Genomic DNA, 16907 nt, shown 5'->3' with positions numbered 1-16907 from the left:
GATTTCAAATGTTTATAGAAAATAATGAGGAAGTTGACTAAAGAGAAGTGAGTATCACAATAGGAAACACGGATGTGAATCCTAAAAAAGCTTCCATATAAAAATTATTCGGTTCTGGTATAAGAAATCTATGAACACATAAAAAAGGAAAAGTTTTCTCTTATTCCTACACAGGATCATTATCTGTAAGAAATTCAGTAAACTAAGCACTATTACATCTAATAGTGATAGTCTTCCATCAAGGATATATCAATTGGTGGTTATACTTTCGGGGCGGAATTTTCTTACAATTACACAAAAGTATATCATTCTTGATATACTCAAACTTTTTTAATCATACAAAAAACGATTCTTCTAAAGAGGTAGAAATACATTGCTATGAAGCTAATATATAAATTTGTATCCATATAACGAAAAAAACGCTATTCTTTTTGTAGAAATATACAGAAAGGATGGCGTTTTTGGTGCGAATTTATCGAGAGGAAATGTTTTTATTTCGACAGAAATAGTAGAGTTCCCCATCCCAAGCTCGTGTAAAGATAGGTGGGGGCAATTATCTTTACAGCACTTCTGCATGCAAACAAGACTTAAAGTGCCCCAGTGCAAACTCATGCCCTTTCTCATTAAAAGAGGCCACTGCTTTCTCATGTACAACGATATGAAACCCTTTGTTGTAAGCATCCACCGCTGTATGGAGAACGCAAATATCCGTACAAACACCGACAAGATGTACTTCTTGTATCCCCCTTTCACGTAGCTTCATTTCTAAATCCGTCCCAGCAAAGGCACTATAACGCGTTTTGTCCATATAATATACATTCTCGTGATTTTCATGTTTTTCGTATAAGGTTTGTAATTCCCCGTACAAGTCTCTTCCTTTCGTTCCAGCTAAATTGTGCGGAGGAAATAATTTTGTTTCTGGATGATGGGAATCATTTTCTTCATGTTTATCAATCGCAAACACAACATAATCCCCATTTTCCATATACTGTTTTGTTATTTCAACAAGATGTCCTTCAATATCTTGGCCTGGTTTCCCGCATGTTAAAGCACCATCTTCAGCTACGAAATCATATGTATAATCAATATTAATAAGAGCACGTTTCATTGCCTCTCCTCCTTATTTGTTTCACACTAAACAAAAGAAAACGTGTTATTACGACGCCCTTTACCTTATTCGACACTTCCGAACAAAATACCTACAAAAAAGAAATCTGCTTTGGAAGCAGATTTCTTTTTACAATGCAGGTTTATTTTCAAACTTTGCCTGGACAAAGTTAACGACTTTCCCATTTGGATCATTATTTTCAAACTGAATTGCTGTTACTGTGTGATTCCCTTGTTCTAACGTTTCTTGTTTTAACTCGACAGTTGTCTGTGTCGATCTACTCACTTGATACGTATCTTCAAATATGTGATCCACGTACACAAACGTTTCTTTATCACCTTGAAAATTTGCAAGTTCTATTTCAACTTTTTGAATAAGAGTATCTTTTCTTACAAATACGGTTGGCACATTACCATTTTCAGAAGTACCATCAGGTGTAACTACCTTTACTTTTCCTTCCCCAATTGGATTTGCTCCCTCTGGAAAAAGATATTTACTTTTTTGCCCTGCATTTACAACCTGTTCTTCTTTCTTTGGCTCTACTTCTTGTTTTTCTTTCAGTGTACCGCATCCTACTAATAACATAACAGACAAACCAGCGATTATGAATTTTTTCAAAATTCATTCCCCCTGTGAATTGATTTCTTAATTTATTATACAGAAATAACATTTCATTCTATATTCACGTTTTAACACTTCCGTGAACAATTGTATCTGCTCACCATAACTGTAACATATTTTCTTCTTTTTTATCACCATTATTTTTTATAGTAATCACTAAAAAATCCTTCTTCCTCACCATTTTGACCCATTTCTAGTTAAAAATATTCCATTTCAGGAAATATTATTGTAATACTCATATATATTCTTTTTTACTAATGATAAATAATCTACTCACTTCACTCAAAAAATTCCTCTTATGCATTCTACTATACAAAAATAGATAACAAAAAGACATTGATAAATTCAATGTCTTTTTGTTTCTTTCATTTTTTTCATAAACATATTAATAAATAAATTTCGTAATTTCTGCTACTTCTTTGCGAGCAAGTTTTTTCGGCTTGTCTTTCGGATAACCTAGAGAAATAACCATATTAATTTGTTTTTCAGGTTCAATTTGTAGATATTGTCGCAATTGATCCTGCGCTAATAAAACAGGTCCTGTCATTGGACAAGTCCCAAGACCGCGCGCATGTGCTGCCAACATTAAATTTTGTGCTGCTAAGCAGCTGCTTTTAATCCCTTCTTCTTCCCAAACTGCATCCGGAACAAAGTTAATTGGATCAAATATTTTTTCACGAAACTTTGATTGATATGGTGTTGCTAAACAAACGATCAATACGGGTGCATCAGAAAAAGCTGTTGCATATGGTCCAAAAGAACGCGTTAATAATTTACTTGCCTTTTCTTCCCCTTTTTCTTTCGCTTCTTCCGCTTGTTTATACAGGGCATCCCACGTCATTTGTTCTACTTCTTTAATTTTATCACGATTCATAATAACGAGAAATTCCCACGTTTGTGAATTTGTATCACTTGGTGCATAGCGAGCACAATCTATAATTTCTTCTATTTCATTTACAGGTACCGCTTGTTCTGTAAATTTCCGAACACTACGACGTCCGTGAATCACTTCTTTCAATGCATCATAATTCATATAAACAAAATCCCCTTTTACAGCGTTTTCAAAAATCTTTATATAGTTGATTATAACATGAAGAGAAGCTGGAGGAATACCAGATTTTCTTCATGCATTAGCTCAAGTTGTCACTTTAAACATTGCAATACTTTCTTCATACGCCGCTTGCAAATTCTTCGTAACTAGTCCAATTTCTCCCTTACCGAAAGGTTTTTCTCCAATTTGAATAACCGGTAAAATTTCTAGTGGTGTTGCTGTAAAGAAGCATTCGTCTGCCTCATATACCTCTTCTAACGAAAATTCTCGCTCTTCTACTTCTATATGTAAAACTTTTGCTAAAGAAATTACGTAGTGACGTGTAATCCCATGTAAAATGAAATGATCAGCTGGATGCGTAATTAATTTATCATCTTTTATAATAAAGAAATTTGAATGACATCCCTCTGTTACAATACCATCACGAACTAAAATGGCTTCAGTATATCCTTCTTTGTTAATTTTGTTCTTAATCATAATATTCGGGAGAAGATTAAGGGATTTTATATGACAAAACTTCCAGCGAATATCCTCTGCTACTGTTACTTTTATCCCTTTTTTCATAAGAGAAAGCGGTCTAGGAAACGATACGATATTTGCAAAATAAGTCGGCTCAAGATTTGGTTCATACACATGATTTCTTGGTTGTACGCCCCTTGAAATTTGAATATAAACATTTCCATCTTCTTGAAATTGATTTTTTTCAATTAATTGCTGTAGCTGTTCAATCAATTCTTCTTTTGTAAACGGTGGGTTAAGGTCAATTTCCTTCATAGATTTAAAGAAGCGATCTAAATGTAAATCTAGTAAATGCGGTTTTCCATTATATAGACGGAATACTTCATATATCCCATCACCAAACTGTAAACCTCTTTCTTCTAGCGGAACCATTGCTTGTTCTTCCTGTGAATTTACAAGACGTCCATTAAATAAAATCCAACCTTTATGAGTACCTTGAGACATTTTACCACTCCTTCCCACATGACTACTTTCATTGTACAGCTCATCGGCACGTGAATGACCCCTCCTTAACACTCTTACGAGTTGTTTGAAGAAGGGGCTTCCTGTTTCATAGAGCGTTGCTGCTTGGGAGTACCCAAGCAGTCTTACATACTCTCCACAGGCGTCATTTATACTGTTTGGACACAATCTTGCCCTACAGTTTCAGTCGTTCTCACAAGTAATTGCTCTAACCCTTTTCGCAAAATATTTAGACTCGCATTATAATCCCTGTCTAATACCGTTCCACACTTTGTACAAACATGTGTCCGAATCGAAAGCGATTTTTTCACACGATTCCCACAGCTAGAACAATCTTGCGATGTGTATGCTGGGTCTACTTTCACAAGTAGACCTCCAAATTTCTCGCACTTATACAGCAGCATATTACGAAAAGCACCCCACCCCGCATCAGAAATTGACTTCGCTACCTTTCGATTCCGCACCATATTTCGGATATTGAGATTTTCCATACAAATTACCGAATATTCTTGGGTAAGGTAATAACTTAATTTGTGTAAAAAATCTTTTCTTTGGTTCGCTACCTTTTCGTGAAGGTGTCGAATCCGTTCTACTTGTTTGATATAGTTCGCAGAGCCTTTCTTTTTCTTTGAAAGATTACGCTGTGCTTTTTTAAGTTGCTTTTCTTTTCGGCAGAGAAATCTTGGATTTTCAAATGCCGTTTCATTTGAAAGAACAGCGTATTTGTTTATCCCTACATCTATACCGACTGTCTGTTCTATATCAATAGAAGAAGGTGTGGCTTGTCTTTCGACACTAAAAATAGCGTACCACCTCTTGGATTGGCGTTTAATAATCAGTTGTTTGATGGTTCCTTCTATCGGACGATGAAGAAGGATATCGATTTCTCCTAGTCGTTTGTTATATAATTTTCGGTTATCCGCAAATGACATTGCAAAACGGTGTTTTCCATTCGGTTTGAATCCAAATTGCGTGAAAGTGAGACTGTTATATTCTTTATACTTTTTCAATTTTGGATATTTGGAATCCCCACGAAAAAAGCCATCATATGCCTTTTTCAGTCGTAAAAATACTTCTTGTAAAGGCTGTGATGGCACTTCTTTTAGAAAAGGATAGGTCTTCTTATCTATTGTTTGTTGCTTTTGCATATCAGAACGTGTATAGGATTGTTTGTTTTCTTTATATTTTCTCTGTTTGTCTAAAAGAGCAGAATTATAGGTTTGACGACAATATTGTAGCCAACGCTCTAACATTTCTTTTTGTTCTTTGGTTGGGAAAATTTCGTATTTTTGACTCAGCAACATTGTCATCACCTTCCTCTTTTTTCGTTGTAGTGTTTCAGATACCTAAACACAAAACAGAATGCACGTTCGCACCTATTTCTAGTACTATCATACATGATGTGACATAAAAAGGAAATAGAAATTTCGTGCTATGCACGACCAACATTCCTCCCCTCCCTACCACCTGGGCTATGCCCTGCACGTGCTTGAGGAAGGGAACTTCTGTTGGAGTACCGTTAAAATAAAGAATTTTCAAATATTTATTCACATAAAAAAAACAAAGGCTAAGCCTTCGTTTTTTCGCACATATCGGTATAACTCAATACTTTATTTTAAAAAGTATTTTTCAATATCATCTAACATAAGATTCGCAGCCTTTATACCACCTGCAGTATTCCAAATCACTTCATCTACCCGAAGCACTTTATTGTTTTTAGAAGCTTGTAGTTGCTTGAATAGTGGATCTTGAATCCATTCTTCCGCTACTGTTTGTCCTTCATTATTTTTATCCGCATCTTTATCAGATGTGAAATAGAATAACACATCTCCATCCATATTTGGAATTTGCTCTTTTGTAATACCTTGTATTGCAAATCCATCTTTATCTTGAAGTGGTGGACGTTTAAAACCGATATCTTCTAAAACAGCGCCAGAGAATGAATTTTTTTGATAAATACGAACATCACCTGGAACGAAACGAATCATCGAAACTTTAGATTCTACCTTATCTCCAAGTTTTCCTTTTAATTCATCAACACGTTTTTTATAGTTATCAAGAGCTACTTGCCCTTCTTTTTCTTTATTAACTGCCTTTGTATATAACGTAAAGTTTTCTTTCCAATCCCCGCGCAACGTTTCAGCATAAACAGTTGGTGCAATTGCTTTTAGCTGTTCATATACTTTTTCATGACGCATTTTATTCCCGATAATTAAATCCGGTTTTAATTTTATAATTGCCTCTAAGTTTACATCTCGTTCTGTTCCTACTACTTGTGTATCTTTTAATTCCTTTTTTAAGTGTGGATACCATGAATCACCAGCACGTGGCTTTGTTGCACCTACTGGTGTAATACCTACCGCTAAAAGAGCTTCAGCTCCTTCATTTGTTAATACTACAACTTTTTTAGGTGTACCATTTATTGTCGTTTCCCCCATCGCATGTTTAATTACATACGAGTCTTTCCCCTTCACAGTTTTATTTGTATCTTTCTTTTCTTCTTTACTACACCCTGCAATCATAGCAATGATAAGTAAGAAGCAGAGCATAAACATCTTTTTATTTTGAAACATATTTCCTCCTCGTTGAAAACGGTTATCATTATCACTTAAAAGATTAATGTATATGATATATATTGTCAACATATTTTAGAAAACTTTTTTGAAATAGAATGTACATCATCATATGTAAACAGTCGCGGAATTTTGAAATACTCCTTTATAAGGATAACAATGTATTTAAAGAAACACAGCATAACAATCAAATGAAATACTTTTCTCTTACATACACACCAATACAATATCAAGATAATAAAGTGAATCTTCATACACTGAGGACACATCAATCAAATTTTTATAGAAAGCTCCCCCCTCTCCCTTCTTTATTTTCAGAACTTCGAGGCGGGGATATCACACTGTACGTTGGCGCCTAATACACAATGGAGTTTCAATTGTATGTTAGTACTGATTATACTGAATATAAGATGGATCATAGTAAATCCATTGACTACCACCTAAGTTTAGCCAGCCATTACTCTCTTTATATACAACGTATGACTCTGGTGCATTTAACTTACGAATGACCGAAGATGATGCGGAGGGTCCACTTCTTAAATTCACGTTCGTCCCGCGAATATTTGCAACCCCAATCGGACTGCCATTACTATTTTCAGACTTGATATACTGTATATAAGATGGATCATTATACACCCACTGACCAGCCCCTAAATCTAGCCAGCCATTACGCTCTTGATATACAACGTATGACTCTGGTGCATTTAATTTTCGAATAACCGAAGATGATATGGATGGACCGCTTCTTAAATTCACGTTTGTCCCGCGAATATAAGCCACACCTTTCTTTTGAGGTGCTGGATTTAGATTTGGGTCTGGATTCGAGTTTGGGCTTGGCGCCAATCCTAATATAGCAGCAATCCCTCTTACATACGCTTGGCATAACTCTTCTATAAACTGCTGATTTTTTAATAAATTTGCATCGAAGGTTGTATCAATAAAAGCGGTTTCTATTAATAATGCATTCATTGCTGCTTCTCTTAGTACTGCATAATTGGCTTTCTTTGCACCGCGATCACGTAATCCATACTTTGTTAATACTGGATTGACCGCTGCATGCATCTTTTGTTGTTTGCCTGCTGCAGAACTGCTATCTGACAGTCCATTATAAATATAATCTTCGTAACCTGTTCCACCGCCACTGTTAATATGAAATGAGATAAAATAATCTGCACCAAAAGAATTAGCAATATTTGCACGTTCCGATAATAAGATAAAGACGTCACTATCACGTGTCATTTTTATATTTATTGCATAATTCGCCAGTAAAATATTACGAACACGCTGTGCAATTTGAAGTGTTAGATTTTTTTCAAGTAAACCGTTTCCAACAGCACCGGAATCATTTCCGCCGTGACCTGCATCTATAACGAGCTTCATCTGTCATTTCCTTTCTTTATTGAATTAGAGCACGTATTTTTATGCTCGTCCTATTTTATGTGAAAAAGAAAGGATTGGTGACAAGAACAGACAAAAACCACCTTATGTAAGGCGGTTTCCATCATCTCGTTTTAACCAATTTAGAATATATATATACGACTGGTAATGAACATGTCGCATACAAAACAAACACAATAGAATAGAAATTCCAAAACTGCTATATAGTAAACCAAACTTCAAAAAGATACTTAACATGGGCGGGAAATGTGTCACGCGTTGTAACATATACAAAGTGATAAACAAAATGGAAAACACTGGTACATATTGCCATTCATATGGTTTGCGTTTTTTATACATTATTTTTCGGATGAGTATTTGACATAGCTCTGCTACTAAAAAACAGCCTCCCACTAATAAAAGTCCCGACGTCATCCCCATACATCCACCTGCCTCACTTTCGTTTTCAGTCCTATATTTCATATATATTGTGAATTTCTATCTATCTATTTTTTTACAAGTGCTTCATATAAACTTCATTGTTATCTTCAAAACCGAGACCTTCTATAAAAGCTTTTGCATGTACAGTAAGATCCTTTTGTAGTATTTCTATACGCGTTACATTTCTATGTTTCATCATCTCTTCAAATGTAAAATAAGCATTTGTCCCATAACCATAGCCTTGATAATCATTATGAACAATTAAAACAGATAATCTAGCTTTCTCTTCTTGTACCATATAGTCGATTAAACCAATATATGTATCATCAACTTTTATACAATATTGAATTGCTTGCACTTCTAAACAATTGGAAGAAAACATTTCTTCGACAACTGCTTTCGTTTCTTCCGTTACTTTTTCAAACGTAATCATATTTTGTCCACCTTCTTATTATCATTGTATCGAGCACAATACATATTTATGAAAAAAACCTTAAGATCGTATATGATCTTAAGGTTTCCTTATTTACACTAAGCTATAAGCACGTTTTGTTTCTTCATGAAACTCATTTGTGTCGTATTTATGCTCAACATAAATTTGGTGCCATACCATAAATGCAAGTACTGTCCAAATTTTACGGCTATAATCGCCTTTATCTGCACAATGTGCTTCCAGTAAGTCTAATACGTACTGTTTGTCGATTAAATGCTCTGTTTTGCTTTCTTTAATAATGTTAGTAGCCCAATCATGCATTTCATCTTTTAACCAATGACGAATTGGTACTGGGAATCCAAGCTTTTTGCGGTCTAACACGTGATCTGGAACGATTCCGCGCACAGCTTCACGTAAAATTGCTTTTGTTGTTCCATTTGCGATTTTTAATTCTGTTGGAATTTTAGACGCAACATCGAACACTTCTTTATCTAAGAACGGTACACGAAGTTCTAATGAGTTCGCCATCGTCATTTTATCAGCTTTTAATAAAATGTCGCCGCGCAGCCATGTGAACATATCGATGTATTGCATCTTGCTTACATCATCGTAATCTTTAATTTCATTATACAATGGCTTCGTGATATCCATATAGTTAACACTTTCATTGTAGTATTTCATTAATTCTGCTTTTTCTTCTTCGCGGAAGATTTTCGCATTTCCATAGTAACGTTCTTCAATTGGCGTACATCCACGCTCTAAGAAGCTTTTTCCTTTAAATCCTTCTTTTAAAGCACCGCTTAATGCTTTTAAAACGCTCTTTCCTGGCGTAGGAATGTAAGAGAACATTTTTAGAGAGTTTGGCTCACGATAAATATTATATCCACCAAACAGCTCGTCCGCACCTTCACCTGAAAGAACAACTGTTACATGCTTACGTGCTTCTTTCGCAACAAAGTATAATGGCACAGCAGCTGGATCAGCTAAAGGATCATCCATATGCCACATAATTTTCGGGAATTCATTCATGAATTCTTTCGCTGTAATGAAGACACTATGGTTTGTTACACCTAGTTTTTCTGCTGTTTCTTTTGCTACATCAACTTCGCTGAAGCCGCGGCGCTCGAAACCAACAGAGAATGTTAGAAGATTTGGATTCATCTCTCTTGCGATAGACGCGATAATCGAAGAATCAATACCACCAGATAAGAATGAACCTACTGGTACGTCACTACGCATATGCACTTTTACAGAATCATATAATACGTCGCGAATCGCTTGAATGTGCTCTTCTTTCGTTGCACTTGAAGCATTGAAATACGGTTGCCAGTAGCGATGAATTTCCATCTCTTTACCGATTTCTTTTACGAAATAATGACCCGGCTCAATTTTGTTAATATCAACTGTTAATGTTTCAGGTTCTGGCCCATATTGATACGTAAAGTAATGTTGCAGAGAAGTTGGATTTACTCCTTTATCTTGCATCACGTGCATAATACTTTTCTTTTCAGATGCAAAGAATGTTGTATCACCTTGCTGTGCAATGTACAGTGGTTTAATACCAAAATGGTCACGTGCACCGAAAAGTTTCTTCTCTTCACGGTCCCAAATCATAAATGCAAACATACCACGAAGATAATCTACACATTTTTCTTTCATATGAGCATACAAAGCAATAATTACTTCTGTATCTGATTGCGTTGCAAACGTTGCTCCTTTTTCAAGTAACATTTCACGTAATTCTACATAGTTGTAAATTTCACCATTAAAAATAATTACATATCGATCATTTTCATAAGTTAGCGGCTGATGTCCTGCCTCTAAGTCAATGATACTTAAACGGCGGAAGCCTAATTGTACATGTTCATCACGAAAATATCCTTCGTCATCCGGACCACGGTGAAAGATAATCGTATTCATATTTTCAAATTGATGTTTTTCTTCTGCTGAAAACTCTCTAGGGTTTTCACATAAACATCCTACAAAACCACACATACTTCTTACCCTCTTTCAGTTCTCATTCTGATTCTATACTACTATATCAACCCTATTTATACTAGCATAATCAGCTCAATATGGCGACAAAAACAATAAAAAAAACGCTCTCCCGCACATTTCTCTCAGAAATTTCTTTTGAACCAGAAAAATAGGCACTCACATTTAGACACTTTTGTCATATGATATTTCAAATTGATTTCTAGGAGGAAAAATCATGAGTGATGAAAAGAAAGAATCCTCATCGCGTCCACCCATCCGCAGTTACTTGAAACAAATTGATGATTTTTTTGAGCAAACACCACTTCGGGATGTAATTGCTGATATGAATCACTTTTTCCAAAAAGGGAATCGTTTATTAACATTCCCTGTAGATTTATATGAAGTGGATGAAGACCTTGTCATAAAAGCTGAACTCCCAGGCATTCATAAAGAACAAATTCAAATTGAAATACAAAGCGAATACTTAAAAATCTCGGTAAAAGAAGACATATTAGAAGAAGCAAAAGAGGAAGAATCCCCTAATTACTATCGTCGTGAGCGCTCCATGTCAGAAGCTTCTCGTATGATCAAATTACCGTATTTAATTAATAAAAAAGTTGCAAAAGCTTCCTATGAAAATGGCATTTTAGAAATTCGCGCACCAAAACTTCCACAGCAACATGATATTTTATCCATAGATTAACGGTTCTTATAAAGTGAAACTTTGATCAGTGGGGGCTTGGCTTCATCCTCACTGACCATTAGTTAAACGAATCGGGCTTTTACGGGCAGTTCCCTCCCACCTAACTTCTTTGCTTCTTGCAGCACTTTAAAGTGGGAGTATTACTGCCCACAAATAGCGGGATAAAGTGAAACTTTAATCAGTGGGGGTTTTCTTCATCCCCCACTGATTATTAGTTGAACCAATCGGGCTTTTACGGGCTGTTTATCTCCCACCTAAACTTCTTTGTAATCCTCAAGTTTTGAGGTGGGAGTTTTACAGCCCGTTAATGCGGGATAAATTTAGTGAACATACGTCAACAATAAAATAAACCCTAAAATTTGTAGGAAACAAAAAGAAGGATGCTGCCGGCATCCTTCTTTTTATCGCTCTAATCGTTTTATATCACGCAGAATATCATCATATGGTGTATTACTAATTCCGCTATACTTCTTCATTACTTTTCCATCTTGATCTATTAAATAAAATGACGTGCCATGCATAACTTGATCCGTATTATCAGGCTTATCAACAAGCGCTTGGAAATTTTCCTTTGAAAACTTTTTAATATCTTCCAATGAGTATCCTGTTAGCAAGTTCCAATTACTCGTATCTTCTGTGAATTTTTGTATGAAAGCTTTTAAATTCTCTGGCTTATCAACTTCTGGATCAACGCTAAATGAAACAAATTGAACATCTAATTTTTGTTCTTTCGCCCTTTTTTGCAATTGCGCCATATTTGCCGTCATCGGTGGACATACTGTTTTGCAATTTGTAAACATAAAATTAGCGACCCATACTTTTCCTTTCAAATCTTTTGTTCCAAATTTTTTACCATCTTGATTTATGTATTGAAAACTTTCTAAATCCCAATTCAATGCATCTCGTAATTTTGGACCTGAAGTACATCCCGCTAATACAACAAAACAAAAAATAACTAAGAGACCCATTAACTTTTGATAACGCTTCATTTTCAAACCTCTTTTCTCTTTCTCTAAATATGTGATTTATGTTTATCATAACAAAAGTAAACACTACGAGAAAATTGTTTATCCCATTTGTTCACCAAATCGTACGAATTCAGGACTCCTTCTCAGTTCTGATGAGCCAATAACTAGACAAACGAGTCAATGCTTCATAATTATATAGTCTCCTCACTCATTTCCTTCACCTTTTTTACATGATGGTAAGAATGGTTTCTCCTCACACGAACCATTATTAATCCTTATCTAACTTTGTAAAGACATACGTGCTATTTTTTACATTTTTTTAATAGTTAATCAATTTTTCTCGCTTTTTTCCTTTACAACATTTCGGTACAATACAAATACAGAGATTTTAAGTGGGGTGATATTCATGGCAAAGCGTTATGAGAACATGGATAATGTTAGTACAAAAAAAACACTTCGTGCATTTTTACGATGGCGTAAAGAACGAAAACAAAACCAGAAAGATTTTTCTTTCCTAGTAGAACAATCACCTGTCAAACAAGCTGATTTTTTACGAAATAATGATAATAAGACAACCGTTACATGGGTAGGACATTCAACTTTTTTCATACAAACAAATGGACTGAATATATTAACAGACCCAGTTTGGTCAAAGAAAATAAAGCTCGTTCCACGACTTACTGAGCCCGGGCTTACACTACAAGATTTACCCAACATTGATGTCGTCCTCATTTCACACGGTCACTATGACCATTTAGACTTTTCTACACTCCGTCAGCTCGGTTCTGATGTTTTATATTTAGTACCCGCTGGGTTGAAAAAATTATTTTTACGAAAAAAATTTATACGAGTAGAAGAATATAATTGGTGGGAGTCAACAAAAATAGATGATGTACACTTTCACTTTGTACCTTCTCAGCATTGGACGAGAAGATCGTTATTTGATATGAATTCTTCCCACTGGGGAGGATGGGTTATTGATAATAAAACAACAAATGAAACGATTTATTTCTGTGGTGATAGCGGCTATTTTAAAGGATTTAAAGAAATCGGAGAACGTTTTTCTATTGATATCGCTTTAATGCCCATCGGTGCATATGAACCGGAATGGTTTATGAAAGTATCTCATGTTTCACCAGAAGAAGCTGTGCAAGCATTTCTAGATGTAAAGGCAACACATTTTATTCCAATGCATTACGGTACATTTGCACTCGCAGATGAAACGCCAAAAGAAGCGATTACACGCCTTCGCAACAATTGGAATTTGCGCATGTTACCATGGGAACAACTTCATGTTTTGTTTCTTGGTCAAACATATATTCCGGTCAATACACATTCTGAAAAAAAAGAGTTGAAAAAAGAGCACGTAAACGCATAACACCTTTCCCCTTTTGTGCGTGATATATATCAAACCAAAAGGGGAAAGGTGTTATCTGTATGAATCAATTATTCAGCAAAATAAGAAAATCCAATTGCGCCTACACCAGTATGTGTACTAATAACAGGTGTTGTAAAGAAAATTTCTGTTTGTGTAAAACCACTTATTTTTTCAACGGCTTCCTTCATTTTTTGTGCTAATGGCAACGCTTTTGCATGTGGCACAGCTACTGCCTTTACTGTTTTACCAGCCGTATCTTCCTCAAACATTTTCATTAATGTTTTTACAATTTGACCTTGGCTACGTACTTTTGCAACTGGATTATAGACACCGTCTTCAATAGCTGCAATTGGCTTAATATTTAGTAAAGAACCAATCATCGCTTTTCCTTTTCCGATCCGGCCACCCTTTACAAGATTTTCCAACGTATCAACAACTACAAATAGACGAGTATTTTTTCGTACTTCTTCAACACGATTTAAAATATCCTCTAAAGCTCTTCCTTCGTGTGCCATCTTTGCTGCTTCGATTACTTGGTATGCTAAAGCATGCGAGATGAACAATGAATCTACTACTGTAACTTTTGTATCTGTCATTGTTGCTGCAGTGTTTGCTGTTGCAACCGAACCGCTTAAACCATTTGTTAAGTGGATTGAAAGGACTTGACTACCGTCCTCTCCTAAACGATTATACATTTCAACAAACGATCCGACTGCTGGTTGTGATGTTTTTGGTAATTCTTCTGACTTTTGCATTTCTTCAATAAATTCATCTGGTTGTAAATCAACACGATCTAAGTACGTGCTTCCATTTACAGAAATGGATAATGGGATAACATGAATATCATATTTTTCAATCACATCTTGTGATAAATCCACTGTTGAGTCTGTAACAATTTTAATTTTTTGCATATTTTACTTCTTCCCTTTCCAATACGCTCTCCCTGCTATTATACTAGTATTCACACCGCTTTCAACAGTTTGACGCTATTTTCGGAAAAAATCTTTTGTTTTTATGTCAAAAAAGAAAATGACAGAGCACATTGCTCTGTCCATATTTCCCACTACGCATTTTTTTCAAGCGTATTTGTTTTATACACATTCGAATAATCATTCCACTTTAAGCAACTTTGCAAATATTCTCGAAATGAATATGCAAATCTCGGTTGTTTTTGTTTTTGAATTTTGGCAATGAATAGCTGAAGACGTGACTGAATCAGAAACGCTAATGGATGCTGTGTTTGTAGGACGGGGATCTCAAATATTTTGACACATGCCCCCGTTGAATGAGTGAAGTAAAAACTTTTCATAATCACGATATCAATCCTCTTTTTTATTGGATTTATAAAATTAGTATAAACCGACAAAGGTGAAAAGTTTGTCTAAATTTTGGAGATTGTATAATTTTTTTCTTCTTTATATTGTATACGTTTACAAGCATAGTATAACAAATAAATAAAAAAAGCGCCTTCATAATGAGGCACTTTTTGATTCTGTTTCCATTTCTCGTTTCATTTTTCGTTTATATACGATCTTCGAAGCTGTAATACTTAATTCATAAATTACAAGAAGTGGAATTGCTACTGAAAAATCAGAGATAAAGTCTGGCGGTGTAATACAAACAGCGATAACAATTAAAATAAAATACGCATACCTTCTCACCTTTTGTAGTGCAATTGGATTAAGAACACCTATGCTTGTTAAAAACATTGCAACGACTGGGAGTTCAAAAATCACTGCAAACGGCACCGTCATATTCATAACAAATGAAAAATACTTCTCCGTCGTAAACATTGTTTGAAACATTTCATCACCAAGACTAATTAAAAATTGTAAAACAAATGGCAAAATTAGAAAATAACCGAAGCAAAGCCCTCCAATAAACAATAGAAATAATGCCGGTATATAAAGAATCGTCATTTTTCGTTCATGCGGATGTAGTGCTGGTTTTACAAATAACCAAATTTGCAATGCTGCAATTGGTATTGTGCATACGATCGAAAAAACCGCCGCAATTACAAAATAAATCCATAAAATATCACTCGGGCCTAAAACTGTTAATTTCATAGTTAAATCTTTTACGATAAAATTATAAATCTCTTTCGTAAATGAAAAGCCAATGATAATAAAAAACAGAAACGTCAGTGCTGTTATAATGAGTCGTTTTCTTAACTCACCAAGATGCTCTGTTACACTCATTTCTTGATTGTTCACTCATATCACCACATTTCCTACTCACTACAAGCCATAAACACACAATAATCTAGTGAAATTTATTTCTTTTCATCCGTATCATCATGTAAACCTTTTGCAGACTTTTTAAATTCTTTTAACGTTTCTCCCAATGCTCGTCCGATTTCAGGTAACTTTTTAGGACCGAAAATAATTAAAGCGAGTACTAAAATTAATATTAAACCTGGAACCCCAATGTTTGGCATATGACTTCCCCCTTAATCTCACTTAATTTCATTTTGTCAAAAAAGTTTGTAAACGTCAATGTATCCGTTATCTTTTATCGAAAAAATTAGAAAATATGCTATTTAAACAATTTTCATTTTCTATCCCTTCTTAATATGATATGGTAAAAGAAAAATGAGCCTTATTTCATCAAACAAGAAGGGAGTCGAATCATGACTCAAAAACTAACACGAATGACACAATTCGTAAAAGAAGAAATTGCAAATGCGATTACACATGGCATTGGTGCCATTTTAAGTATTCCCGCTTTAATTATCTTAATTATTCATGCTTCAAAACATGGGACAGCATCAGCCATTGTCGCCTTTACAGTGTACGGTGTTAGCATGTTCCTACTCTATTTATTTTCGACGCTATTGCATAGCATTCATCATCCAAAAGTAGAAAAGTTATTTACGATTTTAGATCATTCTGCCATTTATTTATTAATCGCTGGCACATATACACCATTCTTACTGATCACACTGCGCGGCCCTCTTGGCTGGACATTACTTGCAATTATTTGGACGCTGGCAATTGCAGGAATTATCTTTAAAATATTTTTTGTACGCAGATTCATTAAACTATCGACACTGTTCTATCTCCTGATGGGCTGGCTTATTATCGTTGCAATTAAACCACTGTATGCAAATTTAGCAGGGCATGGATTTTCCCTCCTCTTAATCGGTGGAATTTTATACTCGGTCGGAGCGATCTTCTTTCTTTGGGAGAAACTTCCGTTTAACCATGCGATTTGGCATCTATTTGTACTAGGCGGTAGTACTATGCTGTTTTTCTGCGTATTATTTTACGTATTACCAGTCGCATAAAAAAAGGTCT

Annotated in this window: 18 protein-coding genes; 3 read left to right on the top strand and 15 right to left on the bottom strand. The window is 35.1% G+C overall.

Annotation, left to right across the window (positions count from 1 at the left end):
- Positions 1 to 559 precede the first annotated feature (559 nt).
- The 10 genes from QUF99_RS14485 to asnB all read right to left on the bottom strand — a co-directional run bounded on the left by QUF99_RS14485 (position 560) and on the right by asnB (position 10580).
- A complete protein-coding gene (locus QUF99_RS14485) occupies positions 560 to 1108 on the bottom strand; it encodes a cysteine hydrolase family protein (RefSeq protein WP_289370924.1) in 549 nt (182 codons plus the stop codon).
- Positions 1109 to 1237: 129 nt separating this feature from the next.
- Positions 1238 to 1726: a hypothetical protein gene (locus QUF99_RS14480; protein ID WP_289370923.1), complete on the bottom strand. Its 489-nt coding sequence runs from the start codon at positions 1724 to 1726 to the stop codon at positions 1238 to 1240.
- A 388-nt stretch (positions 1727 to 2114) separates the two neighbouring features.
- Entirely contained in the window at positions 2115 to 2762 is a 648-nt protein-coding gene (locus tag QUF99_RS14475) for a nitroreductase family protein (RefSeq protein ID WP_289370921.1), read from the bottom strand.
- Positions 2763 to 2864: 102 nt separating this feature from the next.
- Positions 2865 to 3743, bottom strand: a complete 879-nt coding sequence (gene dat, locus QUF99_RS14470) for a D-amino-acid transaminase (protein ID WP_289370920.1) — start codon at positions 3741 to 3743, stop codon at positions 2865 to 2867.
- 167 nt (positions 3744 to 3910) lie between these two features.
- Complete coding sequence (locus tag QUF99_RS14465) at positions 3911 to 5071, bottom strand: RNA-guided endonuclease InsQ/TnpB family protein (protein WP_289370919.1); 1161 nt, start codon at positions 5069 to 5071, stop codon at positions 3911 to 3913.
- Positions 5072 to 5371: 300 nt separating this feature from the next.
- Entirely contained in the window at positions 5372 to 6334 is a 963-nt protein-coding gene (locus QUF99_RS14460) for an ABC transporter substrate-binding protein (protein ID WP_289370918.1), read from the bottom strand.
- A gap of 384 nt (positions 6335 to 6718) precedes the next feature.
- Positions 6719 to 7714: an N-acetylmuramoyl-L-alanine amidase gene (locus tag QUF99_RS14455; protein ID WP_289370917.1), complete on the bottom strand. Its 996-nt coding sequence runs from the start codon at positions 7712 to 7714 to the stop codon at positions 6719 to 6721.
- Between the two features lie 102 nt (positions 7715 to 7816).
- A complete protein-coding gene (locus QUF99_RS14450) occupies positions 7817 to 8146 on the bottom strand; it encodes a hypothetical protein (RefSeq protein ID WP_289374648.1) in 330 nt (109 codons plus the stop codon).
- Positions 8147 to 8225: 79 nt separating this feature from the next.
- Positions 8226 to 8585 (bottom strand): GNAT family N-acetyltransferase, encoded by a 360-nt coding sequence (locus tag QUF99_RS14445; protein ID WP_289370916.1) that lies wholly within the window; start codon positions 8583 to 8585, stop codon positions 8226 to 8228.
- Between the two features lie 93 nt (positions 8586 to 8678).
- Positions 8679 to 10580: an asparagine synthase (glutamine-hydrolyzing) gene (gene asnB, locus QUF99_RS14440; protein ID WP_289370913.1), complete on the bottom strand. Its 1902-nt coding sequence runs from the start codon at positions 10578 to 10580 to the stop codon at positions 8679 to 8681.
- A 217-nt stretch (positions 10581 to 10797) separates the two neighbouring features.
- On the opposite strand from asnB, the gene QUF99_RS14435 reads away from it, so the two are divergent.
- Positions 10798 to 11265, top strand: coding sequence for an Hsp20/alpha crystallin family protein (locus tag QUF99_RS14435; protein WP_289370912.1), 468 nt, complete (start codon positions 10798 to 10800; stop codon positions 11263 to 11265).
- A gap of 401 nt (positions 11266 to 11666) precedes the next feature.
- On the opposite strand, the gene QUF99_RS14430 is transcribed toward QUF99_RS14435, so the two are convergent.
- Positions 11667 to 12254, bottom strand: coding sequence for an SCO family protein (locus QUF99_RS14430; protein ID WP_289370911.1), 588 nt, complete (start codon positions 12252 to 12254; stop codon positions 11667 to 11669).
- A gap of 385 nt (positions 12255 to 12639) precedes the next feature.
- Here QUF99_RS14430 and QUF99_RS14425 point away from each other — a divergent pair, with 385 nt between their 5' ends.
- Entirely contained in the window at positions 12640 to 13611 is a 972-nt protein-coding gene (locus QUF99_RS14425; protein WP_289370910.1) for an MBL fold metallo-hydrolase, read from the top strand.
- A 68-nt stretch (positions 13612 to 13679) separates the two neighbouring features.
- On the opposite strand, the gene QUF99_RS14420 is transcribed toward QUF99_RS14425, so the two are convergent.
- The 4 genes from QUF99_RS14420 to tatA form a co-directional block, all read right to left on the bottom strand.
- A complete protein-coding gene (locus tag QUF99_RS14420; protein ID WP_289370909.1) occupies positions 13680 to 14522 on the bottom strand; it encodes a DegV family protein in 843 nt (280 codons plus the stop codon).
- Positions 14523 to 14674: 152 nt separating this feature from the next.
- Complete coding sequence (locus QUF99_RS14415) at positions 14675 to 14926, bottom strand: DUF2535 family protein (RefSeq protein ID WP_289370908.1); 252 nt, start codon at positions 14924 to 14926, stop codon at positions 14675 to 14677.
- A 154-nt stretch (positions 14927 to 15080) separates the two neighbouring features.
- Positions 15081 to 15809 (bottom strand): twin-arginine translocase subunit TatC, encoded by a 729-nt coding sequence (tatC, locus tag QUF99_RS14410; RefSeq protein ID WP_286125254.1) that lies wholly within the window; start codon positions 15807 to 15809, stop codon positions 15081 to 15083.
- Positions 15810 to 15883: 74 nt separating this feature from the next.
- Positions 15884 to 16048, bottom strand: coding sequence for a twin-arginine translocase TatA/TatE family subunit (gene tatA / locus QUF99_RS14405; RefSeq protein WP_289370907.1), 165 nt, complete (start codon positions 16046 to 16048; stop codon positions 15884 to 15886).
- Between the two features lie 192 nt (positions 16049 to 16240).
- On the opposite strand from tatA, the gene trhA reads away from it, so the two are divergent.
- Positions 16241 to 16897, top strand: a complete 657-nt coding sequence (trhA, locus tag QUF99_RS14400; protein WP_289370906.1) for a PAQR family membrane homeostasis protein TrhA — start codon at positions 16241 to 16243, stop codon at positions 16895 to 16897.
- The last annotated feature ends 10 nt before the right edge of the window (positions 16898 to 16907 follow it).

Origin of the sequence: Bacillus sp. DX4.1 (assembly GCF_030348195.1) — a bacterium.
Classification (GTDB): Bacteria; Bacillota; Bacilli; order Bacillales; family Bacillaceae_G; genus Bacillus_A.
This window is presented reverse-complemented; position numbering and strand designations above follow the sequence as displayed.